This is a genomic window from Roseobacter sp. HKCCD7870 (assembly GCF_037830315.1).
Classification (GTDB): Bacteria; Pseudomonadota; Alphaproteobacteria; order Rhodobacterales; family Rhodobacteraceae; genus M30B80.
Genome location: NZ_JBBLYO010000002.1, coordinates 132,947 through 157,500 on the forward strand (window position 1 = coordinate 132,947; position 24,554 = coordinate 157,500).

Annotated in this window: 24 protein-coding genes; 11 read left to right on the top strand and 13 right to left on the bottom strand. The window is 57.1% G+C overall.

The window, feature by feature from the left end; genetic code table 11:
• Positions 1–53 precede the first annotated feature (53 nt).
• A complete protein-coding gene (locus tag AAC637_RS09045; RefSeq protein ID WP_340303278.1) occupies positions 54–1,040 on the top strand; it encodes a 2-hydroxyacid dehydrogenase in 987 nt (328 codons plus the stop codon).
• Positions 1,041–1,068: 28 nt separating this feature from the next.
• Here the strand turns inward: AAC637_RS09045 and AAC637_RS09050 are convergent, their stop codons facing one another.
• Together AAC637_RS09050 and AAC637_RS09055 are read right to left on the bottom strand one after the other, a co-directional pair.
• Positions 1,069–1,533 carry a lytic transglycosylase domain-containing protein gene (locus AAC637_RS09050; protein WP_317655663.1) on the bottom strand — a complete coding sequence of 155 codons (465 nt, stop codon included), beginning with the start codon at positions 1,531–1,533 and terminating at the stop codon, positions 1,069–1,071.
• Positions 1,534–1,536: 3 nt separating this feature from the next.
• Positions 1,537–3,501 carry an AsmA family protein gene (locus tag AAC637_RS09055; RefSeq protein WP_340303279.1) on the bottom strand — a complete coding sequence of 655 codons (1,965 nt, stop codon included), beginning with the start codon at positions 3,499–3,501 and terminating at the stop codon, positions 1,537–1,539.
• 209 nt (positions 3,502–3,710) lie between these two features.
• Here AAC637_RS09055 and rimO point away from each other — a divergent pair, with 209 nt between their 5' ends.
• The gene (gene rimO / locus AAC637_RS09060; protein ID WP_340303280.1) at positions 3,711–5,069 is read left to right on the top strand and encodes a 30S ribosomal protein S12 methylthiotransferase RimO; all 1,359 of its coding nucleotides are present in this window, start codon (positions 3,711–3,713) and stop codon (positions 5,067–5,069) included.
• Positions 5,070–5,078: 9 nt separating this feature from the next.
• Here the strand turns inward: rimO and AAC637_RS09065 are convergent, their stop codons facing one another.
• Positions 5,079–5,792: a M48 family metalloprotease gene (locus AAC637_RS09065; protein WP_340303281.1), complete on the bottom strand. Its 714-nt coding sequence runs from the start codon at positions 5,790–5,792 to the stop codon at positions 5,079–5,081.
• Positions 5,793–5,920: 128 nt separating this feature from the next.
• Here AAC637_RS09065 and AAC637_RS09070 point away from each other — a divergent pair, with 128 nt between their 5' ends.
• Positions 5,921–6,160 carry a hypothetical protein gene (locus AAC637_RS09070; RefSeq protein WP_317655657.1) on the top strand — a complete coding sequence of 80 codons (240 nt, stop codon included), beginning with the start codon at positions 5,921–5,923 and terminating at the stop codon, positions 6,158–6,160.
• Between the two features lie 9 nt (positions 6,161–6,169).
• A complete protein-coding gene (locus AAC637_RS09075) occupies positions 6,170–7,048 on the top strand; it encodes a DMT family transporter (protein WP_340303282.1) in 879 nt (292 codons plus the stop codon).
• Here AAC637_RS09075 and AAC637_RS09080 read toward each other — a convergent pair.
• Positions 7,045–7,332: a DUF167 domain-containing protein gene (locus AAC637_RS09080; RefSeq protein ID WP_340303283.1), complete on the bottom strand. Its 288-nt coding sequence runs from the start codon at positions 7,330–7,332 to the stop codon at positions 7,045–7,047. The genes AAC637_RS09075 and AAC637_RS09080 overlap by 4 nt on opposite strands.
• 77 nt (positions 7,333–7,409) lie before the next feature.
• On the opposite strand from AAC637_RS09080, the gene AAC637_RS09085 reads away from it, so the two are divergent.
• The 3 genes from AAC637_RS09085 (at position 7,410) to AAC637_RS09095 (ending at position 9,957) form a co-directional block, all read left to right on the top strand.
• Positions 7,410–8,522, top strand: a complete 1,113-nt coding sequence (locus AAC637_RS09085) for a class II histone deacetylase (protein WP_340303662.1) — start codon at positions 7,410–7,412, stop codon at positions 8,520–8,522.
• A 100-nt stretch (positions 8,523–8,622) separates the two neighbouring features.
• On the top strand, positions 8,623–9,327 hold the full coding sequence (locus AAC637_RS09090; RefSeq protein ID WP_317655654.1) for a CoA transferase subunit A: 705 nt from the start codon (positions 8,623–8,625) through the stop codon (positions 9,325–9,327).
• Between the two features lie 3 nt (positions 9,328–9,330).
• Positions 9,331–9,957, top strand: a complete 627-nt coding sequence (locus AAC637_RS09095) for a CoA transferase subunit B (protein WP_340303284.1) — start codon at positions 9,331–9,333, stop codon at positions 9,955–9,957.
• 3 nt (positions 9,958–9,960) lie between these two features.
• On the opposite strand, the gene AAC637_RS09100 is transcribed toward AAC637_RS09095, so the two are convergent.
• On the bottom strand, positions 9,961–10,494 hold the full coding sequence (locus AAC637_RS09100; protein WP_340303285.1) for a lytic transglycosylase domain-containing protein: 534 nt from the start codon (positions 10,492–10,494) through the stop codon (positions 9,961–9,963).
• 162 nt (positions 10,495–10,656) lie between these two features.
• Between AAC637_RS09100 and AAC637_RS09105 the strand changes: the two genes are divergently transcribed.
• The 4 genes from AAC637_RS09105 to pdeM are packed head-to-tail and all read left to right on the top strand — an operon-like array spanning position 10,657 to position 14,546.
• Positions 10,657–10,878, top strand: coding sequence for a hypothetical protein (locus AAC637_RS09105; protein ID WP_340303286.1), 222 nt, complete (start codon positions 10,657–10,659; stop codon positions 10,876–10,878).
• 54 nt (positions 10,879–10,932) lie between these two features.
• The gene (locus AAC637_RS09110) at positions 10,933–11,382 is read left to right on the top strand and encodes a prepilin peptidase (protein ID WP_340303663.1); all 450 of its coding nucleotides are present in this window, start codon (positions 10,933–10,935) and stop codon (positions 11,380–11,382) included.
• Between the two features lie 42 nt (positions 11,383–11,424).
• The gene (locus tag AAC637_RS09115) at positions 11,425–13,830 is read left to right on the top strand and encodes a ligase-associated DNA damage response DEXH box helicase (protein WP_340303287.1); all 2,406 of its coding nucleotides are present in this window, start codon (positions 11,425–11,427) and stop codon (positions 13,828–13,830) included.
• Positions 13,831–13,871: 41 nt separating this feature from the next.
• Positions 13,872–14,546, top strand: coding sequence for a ligase-associated DNA damage response endonuclease PdeM (pdeM, locus tag AAC637_RS09120; RefSeq protein WP_340303288.1), 675 nt, complete (start codon positions 13,872–13,874; stop codon positions 14,544–14,546).
• Here pdeM and folD read toward each other — a convergent pair.
• The 8 genes from folD to AAC637_RS09160 form a co-directional block, all read right to left on the bottom strand.
• A complete protein-coding gene (gene folD, locus AAC637_RS09125; RefSeq protein WP_340303289.1) occupies positions 14,536–15,429 on the bottom strand; it encodes a bifunctional methylenetetrahydrofolate dehydrogenase/methenyltetrahydrofolate cyclohydrolase FolD in 894 nt (297 codons plus the stop codon). The genes pdeM and folD overlap by 11 nt on opposite strands.
• 105 nt (positions 15,430–15,534) lie before the next feature.
• Positions 15,535–17,211 carry a formate--tetrahydrofolate ligase gene (locus AAC637_RS09130; protein WP_340303290.1) on the bottom strand — a complete coding sequence of 559 codons (1,677 nt, stop codon included), beginning with the start codon at positions 17,209–17,211 and terminating at the stop codon, positions 15,535–15,537.
• A 202-nt stretch (positions 17,212–17,413) separates the two neighbouring features.
• On the bottom strand, positions 17,414–19,330 hold the full coding sequence (gene ftsH / locus AAC637_RS09135) for an ATP-dependent zinc metalloprotease FtsH (RefSeq protein ID WP_340303291.1): 1,917 nt from the start codon (positions 19,328–19,330) through the stop codon (positions 17,414–17,416).
• An 80-nt stretch (positions 19,331–19,410) separates the two neighbouring features.
• Positions 19,411–20,712, bottom strand: a complete 1,302-nt coding sequence (tilS, locus tag AAC637_RS09140) for a tRNA lysidine(34) synthetase TilS (protein ID WP_340303292.1) — start codon at positions 20,710–20,712, stop codon at positions 19,411–19,413.
• Positions 20,703–21,584, bottom strand: coding sequence for a tol-pal system protein YbgF (gene ybgF / locus AAC637_RS09145; protein ID WP_340303293.1), 882 nt, complete (start codon positions 21,582–21,584; stop codon positions 20,703–20,705). Before ybgF ends, tilS begins: the two co-directional genes overlap by 10 nt.
• Before the next feature lie 5 nt (positions 21,585–21,589).
• The gene (gene pal / locus AAC637_RS09150) at positions 21,590–22,087 is read right to left on the bottom strand and encodes a peptidoglycan-associated lipoprotein Pal (RefSeq protein ID WP_340303294.1); all 498 of its coding nucleotides are present in this window, start codon (positions 22,085–22,087) and stop codon (positions 21,590–21,592) included.
• Positions 22,088–22,212: 125 nt separating this feature from the next.
• Positions 22,213–23,559, bottom strand: a complete 1,347-nt coding sequence (gene tolB / locus AAC637_RS09155; protein WP_445322731.1) for a Tol-Pal system beta propeller repeat protein TolB — start codon at positions 23,557–23,559, stop codon at positions 22,213–22,215.
• Positions 23,556–24,551, bottom strand: a complete 996-nt coding sequence (locus AAC637_RS09160) for a hypothetical protein (RefSeq protein WP_340303295.1) — start codon at positions 24,549–24,551, stop codon at positions 23,556–23,558. The genes tolB and AAC637_RS09160 overlap by 4 nt, the downstream gene beginning before the upstream one ends.
• Positions 24,552–24,554 lie beyond the last annotated feature (3 nt).

Below are 24,554 nucleotides of genomic sequence, written 5' to 3' on the forward strand. Positions count from 1 at the left end.
AGAATGGGGAAGGGTAACAGCGTCAGACATGCCATCCGCCTCAGGAGAAGCCCATGCCCGCACCAAGGTTAAAAGTTGTCGTTACCCGCCATTTGCCCGAAGCGGTGGAAACCCGCATGAGCGAATTGTTTGATGTTCAGCTCAATGACGAAGACCGCAAAATGAGCCGCGATGATCTGGTCGCAGCGATGAAATCAGCGGATGTTCTGGTGCCATGTGTGACGGATCAGATTGATGCAGGCATGTTGGGGCAAGCGGGCGAACGGCTCAAGCTGATTGCCAATTATGGTGCAGGGGTCGATCATATTGACGTTGCCACTGCACGCCAACGCGGGGTCTTGGTCACCAATACACCCGGTGTCATGACGGATGATACCGCCGATATGACCATGGCGATGATCTTGGGTGTTCTGCGCCGCGTGCCAGAAGGGCAGGCTGTCATGCAAACGGGCACATGGCAGGGATGGGCGCCAACCGCCTTTATGGGGGGGCGTATCGCGGGCAAGCGTTTGGGTATTCTGGGAATGGGTCGCATCGGTCAGGCCGTGGCCCGCCGCGCGGCTGCTTTTGGCATGCAGGTTCATTACCACAACCGCCGCAGGGTTCACGCTGATATAGAGACAGCGCTCGGCGCGACTTATTGGGAAAGCTTGGATCAAATGTTGGCGCGGATGGATGTGATTTCAGTGAATTGCCCGCACACCCCTTCGACCTTTCATTTGATCAATGCACGCAGGTTGAAGTTGATGAAGCCATCAGCGGTGATTGTGAATACATCGCGGGGAGAGGTGATTGATGAAAACGCACTCACCCGCATGTTGCGCGCGGGCGAGATCGCGGGTGCGGGCTTGGATGTGTTTGAGCGTGGCCATGATGTGAACCCCCGATTGCGGGAATTGGATAATGTGATCCTCCTCCCGCATATGGGGTCAGCGACGCTTGAAGGGCGGATTGAGATGGGCGAAAAGGTGTTGATCAACATCAAGACCTTTGCAGATGGCCACCGCCCCCCCGATCTGGTTTTGCTGAGCATGCATTGAGACAGCGGTGATATGCGGCAAAAACGCCTCACCCCCGACAGTCGCGCCTGACCTCGCGTTCCCTCAGGCCTGTCTCGACCAACATGCATCTGTCCCGTGCTACATAGTAATAGCCACGCGCGTAATGCATGACGGCCGTGTCATAAGATCCATCTGACAGCAGCCATGCGCCGCGCAGATATTTGACCGCATAGGTGAGATTGGTTTCTGCATCCAGTAAATCGGCATCTTCACCCGTAAACCCCATATTGCGGGCTGTGGCGGGCAAGATTTGCATCATCCCGTAATAGGGGCCGTTGCGGGCATGGGCGCGATAGTCGCTTTCACGTTGGATCACGCGGTGGATCAGGGGGGCGGGCACATCATATTGGCGCGCCATTTTATTCACGAGGGCCCGAATTTCTGCTGTTTCGCCTGGATAAAGATCAGGTTCGGGTGTGCCAATGCAGGCCACAAGCATCACGCAAAGGGCTGTGATCATAAGGCGGCGCATAGATCAATTCCCCCCGAACAGGCCGCGCAAGGCACCTTCGACCTCATTGCGCAGTTGATTTTCGATGGCATCGCGCGCATCGCCCTCGGCGGGCAGGTTAAGCCGATCGCGCGCCTCTTGTTCCAGCCTAGCACGCTCTTCGTCAATGCGGGCTTGGGCCGCAGCTTCAAGTTCTGCGCGTTCCAGTTCTAGCCGCCGATTGGCCAAATATTCTAAATCAGGTGCAAAACTGAGATCAGCCCAAGGGCCGCGCACGATGACGGGCACGGCAATATTCGACCCATCGGAGGATGTTTGCACAGCGGGGATCACGCGATATTCCACTGACTGGCCCCCAATATTGATCTCGCCCGTCCCTGTGACACCGCCCCATCCAGCGGTTAGGGTGAGGTCGTCATTGCGCGCCACACCGCCCGTGATCGCAAGGGTCGCGGTGATGCTGTCATAGACTGTGCGCGCGCCTTCGCCCCGATAGGAGCTGTCGAGATTGCGGATCATCCCCGCAAGATCAAGCCCCTCAATCGCCCCCTGACCAAAGTCAAGCGCGGCACTGCCCTCAAGGCTGTTCATCCATGCCGCTACAGACCGCCCGCCCGCTAAAATGTTAAAGGTGACGTTTCCCGTGCCTGAAAGGCGGTCATAATCTGCAAAATCTTGCAACAAGGGTTGCAATTGCACCGCACGGATCGCCATGTTGCTGGCTACGGATCCATTGCCACGGCCATTTATCACAGTTTGCCCTGCAATCGTGCCGCCATAGGCCACGGCGCGCGCCAAATCGAGCTGCAGACGGCCCGCATCAAGCGTGGTTTGTAGCGCAATATCTGACAGCCGCATCATACCCAAATCCAATTCGGCAAGGGCCAGATCAAGATTGGCATCTACCGCGAACAGGCCTGTGAGGTCGATTTCGTCACGCGGCCATCCGCCGCCTGCGCTGCTGCCCTCGGTTGCGCTGCCTTCTGTCAGGGCGCTTAGGTCAACGCGCCCGCCCGCGATGCGGCCCGTGATCTTAGGGCACTCACCGCCTGTGCTGAGATCTGCAGATAGGGTTATGGCCGTGTCATCTAGCGCAAGGGTTGCATCCATGATCTGCGCAACGCCCTCGGGCGTGATCGCAATGGGGCCGTTCAGCGCGATACGATCACGACCCAATCCCGCGGGCAAAGTCACCGCTGCGACACCCGCCGCAGTCGTGATCGGGGTCAGGTCGGTGATATCGGCATTCACCTCGCCCGCAAGGCTGAACGGGGCAAGCATAAGCGCGCCGCGATAGCCAAGGCTGCCGCCTGTCCAAGACAGGGACATATCAGTGCGCGCCTCACGCCCTGCAAGCGCATCAGCAAGGGTGGTGAGGGTCACATCGCCCCTCAAGCGCGCGCCATTGATTGCGGCGTTAAAGCTGCCTGTCAGACTGCCGTTCAGATCGGGCGCTTCAAGGCGAAGATTGACCGCTTCGGCCGCATAGCTTTGCTCTGTTGTGGCATCAGTATAGCGCAGGGTGCCATCGCTGATCTGTGCAAGGCTGAGGCTGATTTGCGGCAGGTCACCGCTTGTGCCTGTCTCGGCTGTGAGGGCGGTGGTTGAAAATTCCCAATTGGCCTGTCCATCCGCGTTTCGCAGCAAAATGATGTCAGGCTTTATCAGTTCCGCGCGCGCAATCCGCACCTCGCCAGAAAAAAGGGGCATGACTTCGACCCCGATATGCAACGCCTCAGCCCGCAGCATCGGGCCTTGATCCGCAGCCCAGTCAGGGTTGGAAATTTCAAAACCTTCGGCGCTGATCCCGATCATGGGGTAAAAACTTGGCCGCACTGCGCCCGTCAGGGCCACATCACGCGCGAGGCTGGCCGATAGCCGCCCTGTCGCCAATCTGGCAATGGTGTCCGTTGGAATTAACGCAATCCCTCCAACAGCCACGCCCACGAAAATCACGACAGCCAAAATGACCCGCAACACCCACTTCATCGAGAATCCCCCAAACTATTTTTGTAACCCCAAGCACCTTTGTGTTTAGCGGCTATGGTTCGGGGCCGTAAAGCCTTGGCGGTGCCTTTATGTTCAAGGTTGCGCGAGGTCACGGCAGAACAAGATTAGGCTGGATGTGGCCCCGCGCCGATGGTGCCTGAGTGCTTTCTTGCTTCACGATGGCCAGAAGCCACGCTATAGCGCGGGATATGACACAGAAACCACCAAATCTTCGCCCAGATCTTGCCCGTGCGCGCATTGAGGAGACGATCCGCGAGGGTCAGCCCAAAATCGGGATGGTCTCGCTTGGCTGCCCCAAGGCGCTTGTGGATAGTGAGCGGATCCTGACCCGACTGCGCGCCGAAGGCTATGGGATCAGCGCCGATTATGGCGGTGCCGATGCGGTAATTGTGAATACCTGCGGCTTTCTCGACAGCGCCAAGGCCGAAAGTTTGGACGCGATTGGCGAGGCGCTGCGCGAAAATGGCCGCGTGATCGTGACGGGCTGTTTGGGGGCCGAGCCTGACTATATCACAGGCGCGCATCCGCGTGTTCTGGCCGTAACGGGCCCGCACCAATATGAGCAGGTCTTGGATGCGGTGCATGCCGCCGTGCCACCCGTGCCTGATCCGTTTGTCGATCTTTTGCCAAGTTCAGGCGTAAGCCTAACGCCCCGTCATTACAGCTATCTCAAGATTTCCGAGGGCTGCAATCACAAGTGCAAGTTTTGCATCATCCCCGATATGCGGGGCCGCCTGCAAAGCCGCCCCGCAAAGGCCGTGTTGCGTGAGGCAGAAAAACTGGTTGAGGCAGGGGTCAAGGAACTTCTGGTCATCAGTCAGGACACCTCGGCCTATGGCACGGATTGGGCTGGTCGGGATGAGAAATTCCCAATTCTTCCTTTGGCGCGCGATTTGGGCCAACTGGGCGCGTGGGTGCGGTTGCATTACGTCTACCCTTATCCGCATGTGCGGGAGTTGATCCCTTTGATGGCCGAAGGGTTGGTTCTGCCTTATCTGGATATCCCATTCCAACATGCCCATCGCGATACGTTGCGACGTATGGCCCGCCCTGCGGCATCAAGTAAAACCTTAGACGAAATCGCAGCTTGGCGTGCGGACTGCCCTGCGATCACCCTGCGCTCAACCTTTATCGTGGGGTATCCGGGCGAAACAGAGGCCGAATTCCAGATCCTGCTTGATTGGTTGGATGAGGCGCAGCTCGATCGGGTCGGCTGTTTCACATACGAAAATGTTGCGGGTGCGCGGTCAAATGATTTGCCAGACCATGTGCCGCAAGAGGTCAAGGACGAGCGTTTTGCGCGCTTTATGGAAAAGGCGCAGAGCATTTCCGAGGCGAAATTGGCCGCCAAAATTGGCACGCGTCTTGAGGTGATCGTGGATGAGGTGGACGATGAAGGGGCCACCTGCCGCACCAAATCAGACGCGCCAGAGATTGATGGCAATCTCTTTATCGATGAAGAGTTCCAAGATCTCAAAGCGGGCGACATCGTGAATGTGACAGTTGATGGGGCCAGTGAATATGATCTTTGGGGTCAGATCGCCTGACCCCCACCCTTAGCGCAAGCTTGCCATCGTATCCCGCACGATTTGAATGCGGTTCGCATTGGGCGGGTGCGTTCCAAGAAAGGTTTCGCCCGGATCAGGCAGGCGGGTAAAATATTGCGCGCCAAGCTCCGGATCAAACCCCGCGCGATAGGCGATGACAGTACCCAAAGCATCGGCTTGCAATTCGTGATCTTGGCTAAAACGGCGCGCGCCCACTGTCGCGCCAATATCCGCCGCGTTTTGCACCATAGAGGCATCGCCACCCGCAATCCCTGCAAGCACGCCGAAAATTAACGCCCCCCCTTGGGCAGAGGCCCGTTGGCGGGGAATATGGCGGGCGATGTGATGCGCAGCCTCATGACCCATCACAAAGGCCAATTCGTCAATATTGCGCGCATCTTCAATAAGGCCAATCGTAAAGACCAGATATGGGTCGCCCGCATTGTCCAAGGTTTGAAACGCGTTGATGCCTGCATTTCTGTCACGCTCAATCGCAATGGTGAAATTACAGTTTTGATCTGGTGTTTCTTGGCGGCAAATATCTTCGGCAATGGGTTCGACCTTGGCGACCACTGTGCGGAAATTATTCATTGCCACATCTGGGGCTAGTTTGGGCAGATTATCGCTGCTTGCCGTGCTTGTAGGTGCGCCACTTGGTGGCGGGCTTGCCACCTGACACGCGGCAAGGAATGCAAGCATCGGCAAAATCAGAATTGCACGCATTAGAACCAAATACCTTTTTGTTGAGGCCAACCCTATTTAGCAGCCCATTTTGAGATATCTCAATCGAATTCTCATCACGAGAGGATCACATGATTGCCAAGAGGGAAATTCCCCCCTAGCGTGATCTTATGTTTAGCATTGAGCATGATTTTGACGCCACGGTTGTAACCTTGATGGATGAGGGGGAAAGCCCGCTCCAAGAGGATGTCGTGCTGACGGCTTTTGAAGAGGTCGTTCAGGTTGAACAATATGACCCGCGCAGTGATAGCATTCAGAAAATCTCAATCTCTATGGCGCAGTTGCGGGAGTTGGCGGCAGCGCTGAACTTGCCAGAAGGGGTGTATCGGATTGATCGCCCGACCCGCTAAGCCCCCCCAATGACCCCTGATACATCCCATCACGCGGCCAATTTGCGCGGCAGTTTGTTCATGGTTTTGGCAATGCTTGCCTTTACCCTCGAGGATGTCTTTATCAAGGCGGCAGCGGCGCATATCCCCTTGGGCCAAGTTATGGTGACCTTTGGGCTTGGTGGGCTGTTGGCCTTTGTGGCCATGGCGCGCCTTCGGGGCGAGGTGATCTTGCACCCTCAGGCCTTTGGTCGCGCCATGGCGTGGCGTGCCTTGTTCGAAATAACGGGTCGGGTATGTTACACGGTCGCGATTGCCTTAACGCCCCTGTCCTCGGCCAGTGCGATTTTGCAAGCCACACCTTTGGTGGTGGCGGCGGGGGCGGTGATGGTCTTTCGCGAAACCGTGGGCTGGCGGCAATGGGCGGCGATTGGCGCAGGGTTTGTTGGGGTGCTATTAATCCTACGGCCTGGGCTGGACGCGTTTGAACCGCTGTCCCTCTTCGCGGTCTTGGGCATGATCGGCTTTGCTGGCCGTGATCTGGCGACACGCGCCGCACCAAAGAGCATGACAACGGCGCAGCTTGGCGTTTACGGGTTTATCATGCTGAGCATCGCAGGCGGTATCGTTTGGGGTTATCAGGGCGGCGTGGCCCCACTAGGCGCGGGCGGCATGGTTCTGACAGGGCCTGCCATCTTATTTGGCGTTGCCGCCTATATGTGCCTGACTATGGCCATGCGAACAGGGCAAATTGCCGTTATTGCCCCATTTCGGTATACCCGTTTGGTTTTCGCGATGATCTTGGCCGTGGCCGTGTTTGGCGAACGTCCCGATGCCCTGACCTTGATTGGCAGTTTGATTATTGTTGCCTCGGGCCTTTATACGGTTTGGCAAAGCCGCAGTGTTTAGCCCATATTCACGCCAACCACTTTGTTCCGATCCGTCTCGCCGCGTATCAGCGTCAGGCATGAGGGCGCGATCCCGATTGCCTGAGCCAAGAGTTTTAGAACCGCACGATTTGCTTTGCCGCTATCGGGTGCTTGGGTCACATAGACCCGCAACAGGTCTTCTTCGACCACGATACGGTTCTGCGCGGCCTTTGGGGTGACACGTAAATTTAGCCGTATACCGGTCTGCGCATAGGCGCTGAGGTCGGGTAGGGATTTGCGCAAGGGGTGCCTCTCAAAAGCCAATGAGTAGCAAACTTGCACTCTGTCTCTTAGGGTGCAAGATGCGCGCGGTGGATTTGGTGATGAGGAAAGGTTTGATCATGGCAACAGGGTTTTTCTGGGATGAACGCTGCTTTTGGCATTCGGGTGGCAATTATGCCTTTCTCGCCCCTGTGGGCGGATTGGTTCAACCTCTTGCCGCAGGCGGCCTGCCCGAAAATCCTGAAACGAAGCGGCGCTTGAAAAACCTACTTGAGATCACGGGACTGTGGTCTGAACTTGCGCCCCGCCATGCGGATCCTGCAACCGAAGAAGATATTTTGCGCATTCATCCCGAAACCTATTTGCGCCAGTTTCAAGATATCTCAGCGCAGGGTGGGGGCGAGTTGGGGTTGCGCACACCTTTCGGCCCCGATGGGTTCGAGATTGCAGCCCTGTCTGCCGGTTTGGCCAAATCAGCCCTGTTTGCAGTGCTTGAGGGGGATTTGGAGAATGCCTATGCGCTGTCTCGTCCGCCAGGGCATCACTGTTTGCCTGATTTTCCCAATGGGTTTTGCCTACTTGCCAATATCGCCATCGCGATTGAGGCCGCGCGGGCCGAAGGGCTGGCCACGAAATGTGCCGTGATTGACTGGGATGTGCATCACGGCAACGGAACTGAGGCGATTTTCTATGATCGTGATGATGTTCTGACCATCTCCCTTCACCAAGATCGCAATTATCCCCGCGATAGCGGTGCGTTTGAGGATCGTGGATCGGGTGCTGGGGCAGGGTTTAACCTCAATATCCCGCTGCCCCCCGGGGGCGGGCATAATGCCTATCTTGAGGCGATGGAGCGTTTGGTGATCCCCGAATTGGAACGCTTTGCGCCTGATGTGATTATCATCGCTTGTGGGTTTGACGCGTCAGGTGTTGATCCTTTGGGGCGAATGATGGCAGGCAGCCACACGTTCCGTGCGATGGCAGAACAGGTGCGGGACGCGGCTGACGCGCTGTGCGAGGGTCGCCTCGTGATGGTGCATGAAGGCGGTTATTCCGAATTGCACGTGCCGTTCTGCGCCCATGCGGTTCTGGAGGTTATGAGTGGCAGTCGCATCACCGCCCCTGATCCTTTGTCAGAACGGATCACCGCACAGCAACCCGATGTGCGGTTTGATGCATTTGTGAGCGAATGGATCGCCGAGATGGAAGCAAGCCTTTCTGATATGCGCTAACAGACCCGCAAACTGATATTTGCTGCATTGCAGCACGTTGACACCGCGCAGGTTGCGGGTCAATTTGCCACAAATCTTATTGGAAAAAGGGTGAGACCCGATGAAGAAAATCTATGGCTCTGCTGCTGAGGCTTTGGATGGCCTTTTGCAGGATGGAATGCTGATCGCGGCAGGCGGCTTTGGCCTCTGCGGGATTCCTGAATTGCTGATTGATGGCATCGTGGACAGCGGTGTTAAAGATTTGACCGTGGCCTCCAACAACGCGGGCGTTGATGATTTCGGTTTGGGCAAACTTCTGGCCACACGCCAGATCAAAAAGATGATGTCTTCTTATGTGGGCGAGAACGCAGAATTCATGCGCCAATATCTGGCGGGTGAATTGGAACTGGAATTCAACCCCCAAGGCACTTTGGCCGAGCGGATGCGCGCAGGGGGGGCAGGCATTCCGGGGTTCTACACCAAGACAGGTGTGGGCACAGTGATTGCCGAAGGCAAAGACCACAAAGATTTTAACGGCGAAACCTATATCCTTGAGGAAGGGATTTTCGCGGATATATCTATCGTCAAAGCGTGGAAGGCTGATGAAACGGGCAATGCGATTTTCCGTAAGACCGCGCGGAACTTCAATGTGCCTGCTGCGACCTGTGGCAAGGTTTGCATCATGGAGGTCGAAGAAATCGTGCCCGCGGGCAGCCTAGACCCTGATCATATCCATTTGCCTGGAATTTTCGTGCATCGCTTGATCAAGGGGCAGCATGAGAAACGAATTGAACAGCGCACTGTGCGCCAGCGTGAGGAGGCCTAATCCATGCCATGGGATCGCAATCAAATGGCCGCCCGCGCGGCACAAGAACTTGAAGACGGGATGTATGTGAACCTTGGCATCGGGATTCCAACCCTCGTGTCAAATTATATTCCAGAAGGCATGACCGTGACCTTGCAATCCGAAAACGGAATGCTGGGCATGGGGCCTTTCCCCTATGAGGGTGAGGAAGATCCAGACCTGATCAATGCGGGTAAGCAGACGATCACTGAATTGCCCCATACCGCCTATTTTGACAGCGCAACATCATTTGCGATGATCCGTGGCGGCAAGATTGCGATGGCAATTTTGGGTGCGATGGAAGTGTCTGAGACGGGCGATCTTGCCAATTGGATGATCCCTGGCAAATTGGTCAAAGGTATGGGCGGCGCGATGGACTTGGTCGCAGGCGTGCGCCGTGTTGTGGTTGTGATGGATCACACCAACAAGCATGGGGAAAGCAAGGTTTTGAAATCTTGCACCTTGCCGCGGACAGGAACGGGCGTTGTGCATCGTATCATCACCAATTTGGGCGTTCTGGATGTGGTCGAAGGCGGCCTCAAGATCGTGCAACTGGCCGATGGTGTCACCGAAGCTGAACTGCGCGCGGCAACAGAGGCGCATATTGTCTGACCCTTAGGGCTGCATGGTTGCAAAAACGCAGCCATCCGAAATCAACTCAGGTGGCGTGATGCATAACAGCCGCGCCACCTGCCACGCCTCAGCCACTTTTGGCACATAGGCACGGGTCTCGGCAAAGTTTGGCACGCCACCCGCCGTATCCACTGCCCCTTCCCCCGCATTATAGGCCGCGATGACCAAAAGCGGGTCACGGGCGAAGCGCCCCATTAGAAAATCCAGATAGGCCACGCCGCCGCGAATGTTTTGCGCGGGGTCAAATGGATCATCTACGTTAAAGCGCGCCGCTGTATCAGGGATTAATTGCATCACCCCTTGGGCGGCTGCGCCGCTTTGGGCATCTGCGACCCCAGCCGACTCCACCGCCAAAATGGCCAAGGCGAGAGCAGGTGATACCTGCGTTTCGATTGTCTCGCGCAAGATCACTGCGCCATAGCGGCGGGCCAGATCACCCATGCCAGCGGCGTTATCTCCGTGTTGCCTGTCAGGTGCGTTGGCGATCACATTCAGCGCGGCCTCAAATCTTGGCACCCCGCCCGTAAGCCCATGGGGAATATCTGCCCAGAACCAAGCGCTATGGGCCCCGTCATCATGCGGGTTTCGCGGCAGGGGGGTTGAGCAGCCTCATCTAACTGTGCCAAGTTAATTGTTAGTGCATGATCGGCCTCTGATCTATGGTAATTACGGCTTCTGGTGCTGGTGGGCGCCGCACAAGGTGAATTTACCCTTCCGCTCGTCAATAAGACCCAAGTGGAGCGCGCACAGCTTCTCTATACGATGGCATTGGCGGCTATTCGACAGGATCGCTTTGATCTAGGCCGTGGCCTGCTGGCTGAGGCCATTGATACCCATCCACAATATTTCGAGGCGTCTGTCGCAACACAGCGCGCCTTAGACAGCGGGGTTCGCAATTAATGACACATTTGATGCAGATTGAGGCTTTGGTTTTTTTTAATCCTGACCGCACTGTTGTGCCTTTATGTGACTTGGACAGACCTGAGCCGAATGCGCATTCCAAATCTGTCAGTGCTGATCCTAATTGCAATTTTCGCGGTTGCGGGCCTGTTTCTATTACCGCTTGAGGTTTACGCCATGTGTTGGGTTTGGGCCTTGGGGGTTTTGGTTGTTGGGTTTTTGATGTCCACAATCGGCCCGATTGCCATCGGGGCGGGGGATGCAAAATTTGCGGCCGCTTTGTCCCTGTTCATCGCCAAAGGGGATGGGATGCAATTTTTGGTTCTTTTTGCAGGCGTTTTGTTGGCGTCGTGGTTGGTGCATCGTATCGCGGGCAAAATCACCTTGATCCGCAAGGCTACCGCAACATGGGCCAGTTGGGAGGCCGGAAAATTGTTTCCTATGGGCGTGGCCTTAGCGGGCACATTGATCCTTTATCTTGGCTTAGGCGCGGCGCAAATCTGATCTTTGATTGGACGGGCAGGCGGGCCGCCCTATGATCGGGGTATGGACGTATTGCCTACCCAAATTGACAATTGGTTCGCTACGCGCGGATGGCAGATGCACCCGCATCAGCGCGCGATGCTACGCGCGACATCACCTGCGCAGGTTTTGATCGCCCCCACGGGTGCGGGCAAAACCCTGTCGGGATTTCTTCCTTCGCTTGTGGATTTGATCCATGCACCCAAACAAGGGCTGCACACGCTCTACATCTCGCCGCTCAAGGCGCTTGCGGCAGATATCAGGCGCAATCTTCAGATCCCTGTTGCCGAGATGGGCCTTGATATTCGTATTGAGGATCGAACGGGTGATACATCGGCCCATATGCGGCGGCGTCAACGCGCTGACCCGCCTCAGATTTTGCTGACCACGCCTGAATCGCTTGCGCTGTTATTGTCCTATCCTGACGCGGATAAAATTTTTGCCTCGGTGAAGCGGGTTATTCTAGATGAAATTCATGCGCTGATTGACAGCAAACGGGGCGATCAACTGATGTTGTGTCTCGCGCGGCTTGCGCGGTTGTCCCCTCAGATGACCCGTGTGGGTTTGTCCGCCACAGTAAAAGACCCCTCTCAAATCGCGGCCTATTTGGCGCCGGACAGCAGGGCTGAGATCATTACCGCGCCGCAAGGCCCCGCGCCCAATATCGCCATTCTTAAGGCGGATATCCCGCCCCCATGGGCGGGCGGCAGCGGGCGATATGGCGTGCAGGCGGTTTATGACCAGATTAAACGCCATCGCGCCACGCTGATCTTTCACAACACCCGCGCCAATGCCGAACTGTTTTTCCACGAATTGTGGCAGGCCAATGAGGACACCCTACCGATTGGTATCCATCATGGCGCGCTGTCGCGCGAGGCCCGCGCCAAGGTCGAGGCCGCGATGAGTGAGGGCAGCCTGCGCGCAATCGTCTGCACAGGCAGTCTCGATCTGGGGATCGACTGGGGCGATGTTGATCTGGTGATCCAAATTGGTGCACCCAAAGAGGTTAAGCGCCTTGTGCAACGCATCGGGCGCGCGGGACACCGCTTTGATCTTGCATCTAAGGCGTGTATTTTGCCCGCCAACCGCTTTGAATATCTCGAGTGCCAAGCGGCGCTTGAGGCGGTGCGCGATGGCGGGCTTGAAGATGACCCCATCCGTCAGGGCGGGCTGGACGTTCTGTGCCAGCATATCTTGATCTGTGCCTGTGCAGGGCCGATTGCACCCGATGATCTTTATGCCGAGATCACCTCAGCCGCGCCCTATGCGGGCGTGACCCGTGCCGAATTTGACCGTGCCTTGGAGTTTTGCGCGACAGGTGGCTATGCGCTGCGCGCTTATGATCGCTGGCAAAGACTGGTCAGGCGGCCCGATGGGACGCTAGCTTTGCGAGATCCACGCAGTGCGGCGCGCATCCGCCAAAATATTGGCACGATTATCGAAACCGACAGGTTGAAAGTGCGCATGGCCAAACGGCGCGGCGGGGCACCTTTGGGCGAGGTTGAAGAAAACTTTGCCGCGCAATTGCGCCAAGGCGACAGTTTCCTCATCGGGGGGCAGATCGTGCGCTATGAGGGCATGCGCGAATTGGTGGTTGAGGTCAGCCCAAGCCCCCAAAAGCGGCCGAAAATTGCAACATTCATGGGCACGAAATTCGCAACTTCCCTACAACTCTCTGATCGCATTTTGGCGCGATTTGAAAGTGGCGATTGGTCGGGTTTGCCCGCCCATATTGCCGACTGGCTGGATCATCAGACGCGCCTGTCCCGCTTGCCGCAGCGTGACCGATTGCTGGTGGAAACCTACCCCCATGAGGGCCGCGCACATCTTTGTGTGCATGGTTTTGCGGGGCGCAATGCACAGCAGACCCTTGGCCTTGTTCTGACCCATCGCATGGATCAACTGGGTCTCGCCCCGATGGGCTTTGTGGCCAATGATTATGCCACGCTGATTTGGGGGCTTGATCCCATAGCTGATCCAAGGCCGCTCTTTGCGCCTGATTTATTGCGTGCGGCCTTTGAAGGGTGGCTGTCAGAAAACGCCGTCATGAAGCGCAGTTTCAAGGCGGTTGCGTTGATCTCTGGGCTGATCGAGCGCAGCGTGAATGGCACCAAGAAAACAGGGCGGCAGGCTGTGTTTTCGTCAGATATCCTTTATGACACGCTGCGCAAATATGACAGCGACCATATCTTACTTGAGATGACGCGCCGTGATGCGTTGCGGGGGTTGGTCGATTTTGGTCGCATTGATGAAATGTTGGCCCGCGTAGGCGGGCGTATTGACCATATCGCGCTGCCCCGCGTCAGCCCATTTGCAGCGCCCTTGTTGCTTGAGGCGGGGCGCATCCCTGTCCATGGTTCTGCCGATCAACGTCTGTTGGAGGAAGAAGCCGCAAAATTCCTGCCCCAAGCCGCGCTTGGTCACAGGTGAGGGGGCTTGCCCCTGTCTTTGGCTTGGCGCATCTATAGGCGATGCAAGCCCATCTTGAATTTCAGTTTGGCATGGAACGCCTTTTGGCTACGCCGCAAGGCGCGCTTTATTGGCCAAAGGCGGATGTTCTCATTGTGTCCGACCTTCATCTGGGAAAATCTGAACGGATGGCGCGGCGTGGTGCAGGATTATTGCCGCCCTATGACACCCCCGAAACCCTTGCGCGATTGACGGAAGAGATTGCCACCTATGATCCCGCTGTGGTGATCTGTCTGGGGGATAGTTTTGACGACCTAGAGGCCGCGCGGAACCTCTCGCCCTATTTGGCGCGGCGTTTAGGGCCCATCCAAGCAGGGCGCAAATGGGTTTGGATTTTGGGCAATCATGATGCAGGCCCTGTAAATCTTTCGGGCGAACATCTGGATGAATTTGAAACGCCGCCCTTTATCCTGCGCCATATCGCGCGGGCTGATTTACCCAAAGGGCGGTTTGAGATTTCAGGTCATTATCATCCAAAAATGCGCGTGGCTTTGCGTGGGCGTAGCCTGTCGCGCGCTGCGTTTTTGATGGATGCACAGCGCCTGATCTTGCCCGCATTTGGGGCTTATACGGGCGGTCTTTGGGCCGATGATCCCGCCTTTGCCGGGCTATTGGGGGCAGATGCGGCGGCCATCGTTTTGGGACAGCCGCCTGTCATGATCCCGCTTAAGCGGTAAGCCCTTCGGGCTCGGGCAAGCCATGGCTGCGCGCGCAGGCGGTGAGCGTATTAGCCAAAAGGCAGGCAATGGTCATTGGCCCGACACCGCCAGGAACAGGGGTGATCGCGCCCGCTTGGGCCGCGCAGCTGTCAAAATGACAATCGCCGACAAGGCGGGTTTTGCCCTCAGGGGTGGCGATGCGGTTGATGCCCACATCAATCACCGTAGCCCCCTCTTTGACGAAGTCACCCGTGATCATCTCGGGGCGGCCGACAGCGGCCACCAGAATATCTGCGCCACGGCAAATTGCGGCCAAATCCTTGCTGCGGGAATGGGCGATGGTGACAGTGCAGCTGTCGCCAAGCAAAAGTTGCGCCATAGGTTTGCCCACAATATTCGAGCGCCCAACAACCACAGCGTTGAGGCCAGAAAGGCTGCCGTGATGATCGCGCAACATCATCAAGCAGCCCAATGGCGTGCAGGGCACCATGGATTTCTGCCCCGTTCCAAGCAGACCCACATTCGAGATATGGAACCCATCCACATCCTTCGCTGGGTCAATCGCATTGATCACAAGCGCGCTGTCAATGTGGTCAGGCAGGGGCAATTGCACCAAAATACCATGCACCGATTGATCCGCGTTCAATTGATCAATCAAGGCCAGAAGTTCCGCCTGCGAGGTTGTGGCATCAAGGCGGTGTTCATAGGAATTCATCCCAGCCTCAACTGTGCGCTTGCCTTTTGAGCGCACATAAACCTCGCTTGCAGGATCTTCGCCGACCAACACTACAGCAAGACCTGGGGTGATGCCATGATCTGCTTTCATTGCGGTCACATGGTCAGTCACCATTTGCTGAACTTTGGCTGAGAAAGCTTTGCCGTCAATGATATGGGCGGTCATGGCGTCATTCCTTGTTCGGGGTCGTTTTTCGGTCTATTGGCAAGGCATATATCCCCACCGCGTTACTGCTGCAACGGGCGGGGATTGCCTTATTGAAAAAGGCGTTTAGAACAGCCCCTCAACCTCGCCTGCGTCATTCAGGCGGATATTCTCCGCACTGGGGACGCGCGGCAGGCCAGGCATGGTCATGATCTCGCCGCAGATCACAACGATAAACCCTGCACCTGCCGAAAGACGCACTTCGCGCACGGGCAAGGAATGACCTGTTGGTGCGCCGCGGCGGTTTGGATCTGTGGTAAAGCTATATTGCGTTTTTGCCATACAGACGGGCAGGTTTTGATAGCCTGCATCCTCCCATGCTTTGAGCTGATCACGGATTTTTTGATCCGCTAACACCTCGTCCGCGCGATAAATCCGCTTGGCCACTGTTTCGATTTTTTGGAACAGTGGCATGTCATCGGCATAGAGCGTTTGGAAGGCAGCAGAACCGCTATCCGCCAATTGCGCCACGCGGGTCGCAAGGTCGGTGATCCCCTTTGATCCTTCTGCCCAGTGGCGGCACAAGATGGCCTCAGATCCCAGTGATTTCACATAGTCTTGAACGGCGGCGACTTCGGCATCTGTGTCGCTGTAGAAATGGTTGATTGCGACAACCACAGGAACACCAAAACCTTTCAGGTTCTCTATGTGGCGACCAAGGTTTGGGCAGCCTTTTTTGACCGCTTCAATATTTTCTGCGCCCAAGTCAGCCTTAGCAACGCCGCCATTCATTTTCATTGCCCGCACAGTGGCAACCAAGACCACGCAATCGGGCGAAAGCCCTGCCTTACGGCATTTGATATTCATGAATTTTTCAGCGCCGAGATCCGCACCAAAGCCTGCTTCGGTGACCACATAATCCGCCAATTTCAGCGCGGTTTTGGTGGCAATGACCGAGTTACAGCCATGCGCGATATTGGCAAAGGGGCCACCATGCACAAAGGCGGGGTTGTTCTCGAGGGTCTGCACGAGGTTTGGCTGCATGGCATCTTTGAGCAGAACAGTCATTGCGCCATCGGCCTTGATGTCGCGTGCGTAAATCGGGCTGCGGTCACGGCGATAGGCCACGATCATATCCCCCAAACGGCGCTGCAAATCCGCCAAATCATCTGCCAAGCACAAGATGGCCATCACTTCGGAGGCCACTGTGATGTCAAACCCTGTCTGTCGTGGGAAGCCGTTGGACACACCGCCAAGTGAGGTCACAACATCGCGCAAGGCGCGGTCGTTCATATCGAGAACACGGCGCCAGACCACGCGGCGGTCGTCAATCTGCAGCTCGTTGCCCCAGTAGATATGGTTGTCGATCATCGCAGAGAGCAGGTTATGCGCCGCCGTAATCGCATGAAAATCGCCTGTAAAATGCAGGTTCATTTCTTCCATTGGTACAACTTGCGCCAAGCCACCGCCAGCTGCACCACCCTTCATGCCAAAGTTTGGCCCAAGCGAGGCTTCGCGGATACAAATCGCGGCCTTTTTGCCAATCGCACAAAGACCATCCCCAAGTCCCACTGTGGTGGTGGTTTTGCCTTCGCCCGCAGGGGTGGGGTTGATCGCAGTTACAAGGATCAGCTTGCCATTGTCGCGGCCCTCAAGGCCGTTGATGAAATCCTGAGACACTTTTGCCTTGTCGTGCCCATAGGGCAGCAGCGCCTCATATGGGATATCCAGCTTTTCGCCGATCTCTTTGATTGGCTGTTTGTTTGCGGCGCGTGCGATTTCGATGTCGGTTTTGAAGGCCATGATGCGCGTGTCCCATTCATAGTTGGGGGTTGAGAAAAAAGGTCGAATTCAGCGCGACTATAGGGAGGCGATTCTGAATCGCGCGGACTGTTTTCGACCTTTTCGCGCCGTGGTGCGCCAGAAGCAGAGCGCGCAGAAATGAAAACACCCCCAGATCGAAACGGATTGGGGGGTGTCTTGTAGTCTAGAAAACCATGGCCGCTTACGTCGAGGGTTCAGGCTCCATCCCGCCATCGTCATTGCGCGGTTTGCGCGATTTGGTTTTTGGAATCGCGGTGATCGAGGCGCCACCGCCTGTGCCTGTGTCATCCCCATCATCGCCGCGGTTCAAAGGTTCGCCCGCGATAACACGGGTGATCTCAGAGCCTGTGAGGGTTTCATATTCAAGCAGACCTTGTGCCAAACGCTCAAGATCATCGCGTTTTTCGGTCAAGATGCGCTTGGCGGTCTCATAACCTTGATTCACCAATTCCTTGACCTTGTCGTCAATGATCTTTTGCGTGGCCGCCGAATGGTTCGTGCCGCCGCCATAAGAGCCCAAATAGGATTGCTGCTCATTGGCGTAATCGACATAGCCCAGCTCTTCGGCATAGCCAAATTGCGTGACCATGGCGCGCGCAATGCGGCTGACCTGCTGAATGTCAGAGGCCGCCCCAGAGGTGACGTTCTCTTTGCCAAATACCAACTCCTCAGCCACACGGCCCCCCATCGCCATTGCGATTTTCGAGGTGTATTTTGTGTAGCTGACGGACAGTTGATCGCGCTCAGGCAGGGAGAGAACCAAACCCAAGGCACGACCGCGCGGGATGATTGTCGCTTTGTGAATTGGATCGTGCTGCGGCACGTTCAATCCAACCACCGCGTGGCCCGCTTCGTGATAGGCGGTGAGGCGTTTTTCATCCTCAGTCATCACCATTGAGCGGCGTTCAGCCCCCATCATCACCTTGTCTTTGGCATTCTCGAAATCTTCCATCGTGACAAAGCGGCGATTGACGCGGGCCGCCATCAAAGCGGCTTCATTCACCAAATTGGCCAAATCAGCACCCGAAAAGCCTGGCGTGCCGCGTGCGATGATTCGCAGATCGACATTCGGGCCAAGAGGCACTTTGCGCGCATGGACGCCCAAGATTTTTTCACGGCCCTTGATGTCTGGGTTGGGCACCTGTACCTGACGGTCGAAACGACCAGGACGCAGAAGGGCAGGGTCAAGAACATCTGGGCGGTTGGTCGCCGCCACGATGATAATACCCTCGTTGGCCTCGAAGCCGTCCATCTCAACCAGAAGCTGGTTCAAGGTTTGCTCGCGTTCGTCATTGCCGCCGCCATAGCCAACACCGCGTGAGCGCCCGACCGCGTCAATCTCGTCAATAAAGACGATACAAGGCGCGTTCTTTTTGGCCTGCTCAAACATATCGCGCACGCGGCTTGCGCCGACACCCACGAACATCTCGACAAAGTCAGAGCCAGAGATGGTAAAGAAGGGCACACCCGCCTCGCCAGCGATGGCACGTGCAAGCAAGGTCTTACCCGTTCCAGGAGGGCCGACAAGCAGCGCGCCCTTGGGGATCTTGCCACCAAGCTTGCTGAACTTCTGCGGATTCCTTAGGAATTCAACGATTTCTTCCAATTCTTCCTTGGCTTCATCGATCCCTGCAACATCGTCAAAGGTGACGCGGCCATGCTTCTCGGTCAGCAGTTTTGCCTTGGATTTTCCAAAACCCATTGCCCCGCCACGACCGCCGCCTTGCATGCGATTCATGAAGAAAATCCAGATCCCGATGAGAACCAGAACGGGCAGCCACAGTGACAAAATGGACATGAATCCCGACTGCTCCTGTGGGCGAACCTCGACCCGCACCCCTTGGTCAATCAAGGCGGTGGCGATGTCACTGTCCGCAGGACGGGTGGTTTCAAATGTGCCCTCCGAAGTGGTGAACTGCACCGCTTCGCCATCTATCGTTGCCGTGCTCACCGAGCCTTGTTCGACTTGAGAGATGAAATCAGAATAAGCCACTGATCGGGCATTGACCGATGACTGGTTGCCGCTGAACAGATTGAACAGCGCAAGGATCAACAAAAACAAAATGACCCAAAAGGCGATATTACGAGCATTGCCCAACAGAATTCTCCTCGCTTTCGCGGCAGCCGCGCCACATGCGCGCTTGCGTTCCCTCTAAGATAAGGAAGCTTTGGCTGACTTCAATGCGATAATATGGATCGGTGGAACTCTGCCGATGGATCATATTGCGGCGCGCATAGTCCCTCGCGCGCCAAATAGGGCACGGCAACCAAGGCTTGGCCCGCCCAAAGCGCGGGATAAGACTGAAACGCGGCCTTTGGCAAACCCTTTGGCAGCTCAAGCGCAGCAAGGCTTTGCGCGCCCAAGGGGCGGATCACGGCCTCGCTCAAACGGCGCCCTTTGATGCGCCACCGCCCATCCCATGCAGACGCCCCATCTGCAGGGCATTCATAATCGGCCACTGCGCGCAATTCACGCACCAAGATCAGCGCATCATCTTGCACAAAACTTTGCACCCCTTGAAGCGTTGCTCCGCGCCCCGCATGTGCGGCTTCTGCCAAGGCCCCTAGGCTGCTGAGGCGGGGCCTGTAGGGGGCTTGGGTCAAGCACCCAATCCCATGCGCCAAGAGTCGCAATTGGGTTTCTTCTTCAATCCTTTCAAGGCGCGTCAGGTCAAACCGCAGAATGCCTGGATAGGGTTCGGTGACGACATCGCGGGCCACATCCGCCGCGCGCGCCCAAAGTGCAACGCTGGCGCGGGCCATGTGGTCTGCCGTACGCGTGAGGGTGTCGACATCAAGACCAATTCCGGCCAGATCGCGCATCGCTTTGCGCGTGCGCACGCGCAGATATTCTTCGTTATCGTTTGAGGGGTCATCGATCCATTGCATCCCGCGCGCTTGCAGGGCCGCACGCAGGTCAGCGCGAGACGCCCAAAGGATTGGACGAATAACCGGGGTAGCCCCTGCCGCATCTGCGGCCTTATGCGATAGCGGCAAGGCTTTCATCGCGGCCAATCCCTCAACGCCCGATCCACGCGATAGGCGCATCAAAAAGGTTTCGGCCTGATCATCACGGGTATGGCCCACAAGGATCGCGCCAATTTCAGGCCGTTTGCGTCTGCGCCATTCTTGAACAAGGCTATAGCGCGCAGCGCGCGCGGCGGCCTGTAAGTTGCCCACGCCATCCCATTTCCATTGCAAGGTGACGTGATCAATCCCAAGATAATGCGCGATTTTCGCCACCCCTTCCGCCTCGGCGGCGCTTTCGGGGCGTAGTCCGTGATCCACAGTAATCGCAATCAGCGTCACGGGGCCATTGTCAGGGTCTTGGCGCATCTCTGCGGCCCAATCATGGGCCAGCATCATCAAGGCAAGGCTATCGCTGCCACCTGAAACCATGATGGCCAAAACTGGCGGTAAAGGCGCGGGGCATAGCCGCGCCATCTCACTGTGAAATTTATCGCTCAGACTCAATTGCACGCAAGCGCCGCACGCGTTGCTTCGGCAGTCGCAATTTCGCTGCGTGCCTCTGGATAGCGCGTAGCGACCTCCGACAGCGTGATACAGGCCTCCTCAATTTGGCCCAATTCGCCTAAGGATTGCCCAAGGCGAGCCAAGGCCGCAGGCGCGCTTGGGCCATCGGGGCTGCCTGAGAAACTGTCAAGAAAGGCGCGGGCTGCACGGCTCCAGGCCCCTTGCTGGACTTCGGCCTCACCGCGCAGGAAGTGTGCTTCGCCCGACAGCGGGCCGCCAGGATAAGTTTCTGCGAAGCGGTTAAAGGCTTGTGCGGCCTCTGCCCAATTGCCCGCATCATAGGCCGCAAGGGCGCGGTCAAAATCTGATTGTTCTGCAACGGCCAATTGCGGGCCATCGCTGGCCCCGCCGGTGCTTGGCGCGGGCGCAAGGGTGCTGCCTTGGCCCAAGGGCGTGCCTGTGTCCCCACTGGGGGCAACACCGCCCAAGGAGGGCGTATCACCCAACGTTGCGATATCGCAGTCAGGTTCCAATTCACACAGGCGGAATTCCAGATCACCAATGCGGTTGGTGCCGTCACCCACAATCGCCTCGATGCGCAATTGCAGCGTTTCGGTTGCGGCGGTCATGCGGCGCAATTCGGTCTCTATGGCGTCAAGCCGCGAAAGCGGGTTCGCCGTTCCTGCGGGCAGGCTTGGCCCGCCCGTTGTTGAGAGCTCAAGCCTGAGGCGCTGTATCTCGAAGTAAAGCACCGATAGCTCTTGCCGAATATCGGCAAGGCTTTGGGCTTGGTCAGTTTGGGCAAAGGCCGCATGGGGGGGCATGCCGCCCCCAAGGCCAATGACCATAACTCCGCAGATCAGCGCCCGCTTGAGCATATCACTTAGACCCCCGCACCAGCGGCAATCACCGTCACTGCGCGGCGGTTGCGGCTATAGCACGCTTCGTTCGAGCAAATCTCAATCGGGCGCTCTTTACCATAAGAGATTGTCGACAGACGATTGGGCGCGACCCCACGGCTGATCAGATATTCCTGTGCCGATGCCGCGCGGCGCGCGCCAAGCGCAAGGTTATACTCGCGCGTGCCTTGTTCATCCGCGTGACCCTCGATAATCGCGGTATAGTTTGGGTTGCTCAACAGCCAGTTCGCCTGTTGGTCTAGGGTCGCGATTGCCTCAGCCGACAGGTTCGATTGATCCACCGCAAAGAACACGCGGTCACCAATGGTTTGGTTGAAATATTCGGGGCTTGCAGGGTCGTAATTCCCGCCTGCGCCAGCGCCATATTGGCCACTTGCGCCATTGCCGCCAAGCCCTGCTTGCGAACAGGCTGCAAGACCAAGCATCGCAACCATCAAAGTTGATTTTACCAAAAGTTTCATCGTTTACATTCCTAAGACACGGGGCAGGTCATTCCACCCCGATTGTGAGCACCGCTTTGGCCCTGTGTAACATGTCCAAAGCGCGTTGTGAATCGGGCATAATGATTCGGCCAATCACGTGCGGGTTATTGCAACAGCGGCGACCAAGCGGGATCGGACGCCATTCCCGGTGTCGCGACACGCTGAAGGTTGCGCCCCGAAATATCGACCGAATAAAGCGCAGGCGCCCCATTTGTGCCTGCAGTTTCGCGGGTGAACATAACCACGCGCCCATTCGGCGCCCAAGTTGGCCCTTCATCAAGGAAAGACGCTGTCAAAAGACGCTCTTCGCTGCCATCAATGCGCATCACGCCGATATGGAACCGCCCTGCCTCTTGTTTGGTGAAGGCGATATAGTCGCCGCGCGGGCTCCAGACGGGGGTGCCATAACGACCACTGCCGCGGCTGATACGCTGCGCAGGGCCACCCATGGCAGGCATGATGTAAAGCTGCTGATTGCCAGAGCGGTCGCTTTCAAACACGACTTGGCTGCCATCTGGTGAAAAGCTTGGTGCCGTTTCAATCGAAGGCGCTTCGGTCAAACGTGTCTGCGTGCCCGTGACCAAATCAAGCACATAAATATCGCTATTTCCGCCCCGTTCGACCGAAAACACAACGCGCTGCCCGTCAGGGGAATAGCGCGGGGCAAAGGTCATGGTTCCAGGAAGATCGGCCAAAGGACGGTGGGTCACGCTCGCAATATCCATCTGATAGATGCGCGGCGTGCCACTTTCATAGGATGTGTAGAGCAAGCTGCGCCCATCTGGCGAAAAGCGGGGCGCAAGAACAATCGCGCTGCTATCTGTTAGATATTGAACATTCGCGCCGTCATAATCCATCAGGGCCAGACGCTTGAGCCGCGCGTTTTTGGGCCCTTCCTCGTTGATGAAGGCCACGCGCGTGTCGAAATATCCGCTTTCGCCTGTAATGCGGCTATAGACTTGATCTGCCACCCGATGCGCCATGCGCCGCCATGTTTCGGGCGTTGCTACGAATTGCAGCCCATCCCCGAGCGGCAGTTGCGAGAACACATCAAAAAGCCGAAAACGCACAACCATCTGCCCCTCTGGGGTGCGGCCCACCGAACCCGTGATCAGGGCTTGGGCATTGATGGCTTGCCAGTCGGCAAATTGCACGGGGCTGTCAAAACTGGTGATTGTGGAAATATGGGCCTCGGCTGGGATTTCGCGAAACAGGCCTGTGCCACGCAGATCGGCGGCAATCACCCGCGTGATATCTTGGGCGGCATCGGCCATATCAGGCGTATCCGCGATAAAGACGGGCAGGGCAAAGGGGAGCGGCTCAATCACACCTTCGGTGATCTCAATGCGCAAAGGCCCGCCTGCACCTTGGGCCCATGCGGGTAGGCTGCTTGCGCCAAGCGCAAGGCACAGCCCCAAGCCGCGAAAAACTGTAATCAACTGCGCCTTCATCTCAGCCTCATCTGTTCAGGGTTGAAGACCATCTCGATGGTTTGCCATTGGTCGTATTTTTCTGGGGGCAGGTTAAACCCGTTTGCGCCACAGCGCAAAATTGCACGGCGTCCTGCTTCAAATGCTTGGGAGACCGATGCATCCGAGCCACCAGAACTATCGATCATTCGGATAGACCCCGCATCTGGCCGCCCATCTTGGCCCAAGGTGACCGAGATGGTGACAATTGTGCGCTGCGCCTCGGAGGATAGCGCGCCCACATTCCAACACGTGCGCACATCCGCGATCAAACCATCCACTTCGCCGCTGCTGAGGGGCGGGCCAGAGGGGACGGAGGGGGTCGCAGGGGCGCTGACCGCATCTGCAACCGCCGCCGCAATCGCATCAGCGAGCGGGTCAGCAGGTTCAGGCGCTGGTTCAGGCTCAGGCTGCGGCTCTGGTTCGGGTGTGGGGCGCTGTGGCCGTGCGGTCGGCACTGGTGACGCAATCGGTGCAAGGCTTGCCGCGGGTGTTTCGGCCTCTGTTACGATCTGGGTCGTTGCGGCTTCGGGGGCTTGGGCCACCTCTTGTTCAACGGGCGTTTCACTTTGCGTATCAGGCTCAGGGGTTGCCTCGACAACAGTCGGCGCGATTTCGGCATCAGGCGGCGGTGTGGGCGCGGGTGTTGGTGCCACGCGCGGCGCGGCCTCAGGTGTTGGCGTATCTGACGGGGGCGCATCCTCCGCGCCCAATGGGGGAGCGCTGATTTCTGGGGGCTTTGGTTGCACCTCGGGTTGCGGTGCGGGGTCTGGCGTTGGCTCTGGCGCAGGTTCGGGCACAGGTGGCAGGCTCGCGGCTTGGGTAAGTTCCTCAAATTCAGCGGTTGAGATGATTTGAACGCCCGTCACCTGAAAATCGGTTTCCGTGTTGCGGTGAAACAAAATATCTCCAAACGCCACCCATAAGAGCAGCGCGATGTGCAGCCCAGCCGAGACATAAAGCTCCCGCCGCATCAA

Coding starts and splice junctions, on each gene's coding strand:
- AAC637_RS09045 (WP_340303278.1), top strand. CDS start 54: ATGCCCGCACCAAGGTTAAAAGTTGTCGTTACCCGCCATTTGCCCGAA.
- AAC637_RS09050 (WP_317655663.1), bottom strand. CDS start 1,533: ATGCGCCGCCTTATGATCACAGCCCTTTGCGTGATGCTTGTGGCCTGC.
- AAC637_RS09055 (WP_340303279.1), bottom strand. CDS start 3,501: ATGAAGTGGGTGTTGCGGGTCATTTTGGCTGTCGTGATTTTCGTGGGC.
- rimO (WP_340303280.1), top strand. CDS start 3,711: ATGACACAGAAACCACCAAATCTTCGCCCAGATCTTGCCCGTGCGCGC.
- AAC637_RS09065 (WP_340303281.1), bottom strand. CDS start 5,792: ATGCGTGCAATTCTGATTTTGCCGATGCTTGCATTCCTTGCCGCGTGT.
- AAC637_RS09070 (WP_317655657.1), top strand. CDS start 5,921: ATGTTTAGCATTGAGCATGATTTTGACGCCACGGTTGTAACCTTGATG.
- AAC637_RS09075 (WP_340303282.1), top strand. CDS start 6,170: ATGACCCCTGATACATCCCATCACGCGGCCAATTTGCGCGGCAGTTTG.
- AAC637_RS09085 (WP_340303662.1), top strand. CDS start 7,410: ATGGCAACAGGGTTTTTCTGGGATGAACGCTGCTTTTGGCATTCGGGT.
- AAC637_RS09090 (WP_317655654.1), top strand. CDS start 8,623: ATGAAGAAAATCTATGGCTCTGCTGCTGAGGCTTTGGATGGCCTTTTG.
- AAC637_RS09095 (WP_340303284.1), top strand. CDS start 9,331: ATGCCATGGGATCGCAATCAAATGGCCGCCCGCGCGGCACAAGAACTT.
- AAC637_RS09115 (WP_340303287.1), top strand. CDS start 11,425: ATGGACGTATTGCCTACCCAAATTGACAATTGGTTCGCTACGCGCGGA.
- pdeM (WP_340303288.1), top strand. CDS start 13,872: ATGCAAGCCCATCTTGAATTTCAGTTTGGCATGGAACGCCTTTTGGCT.
- folD (WP_340303289.1), bottom strand. CDS start 15,429: ATGACCGCCCATATCATTGACGGCAAAGCTTTCTCAGCCAAAGTTCAG.
- AAC637_RS09130 (WP_340303290.1), bottom strand. CDS start 17,211: ATGGCCTTCAAAACCGACATCGAAATCGCACGCGCCGCAAACAAACAG.
- ybgF (WP_340303293.1), bottom strand. CDS start 21,584: ATGCTCAAGCGGGCGCTGATCTGCGGAGTTATGGTCATTGGCCTTGGG.
- pal (WP_340303294.1), bottom strand. CDS start 22,087: ATGAAACTTTTGGTAAAATCAACTTTGATGGTTGCGATGCTTGGTCTT.
- tolB (WP_445322731.1), bottom strand. CDS start 23,559: ATGAAGGCGCAGTTGATTACAGTTTTTCGCGGCTTGGGGCTGTGCCTT.
- AAC637_RS09160 (WP_340303295.1), bottom strand. CDS start 24,551: ATGCGGCGGGAGCTTTATGTCTCGGCTGGGCTGCACATCGCGCTGCTC.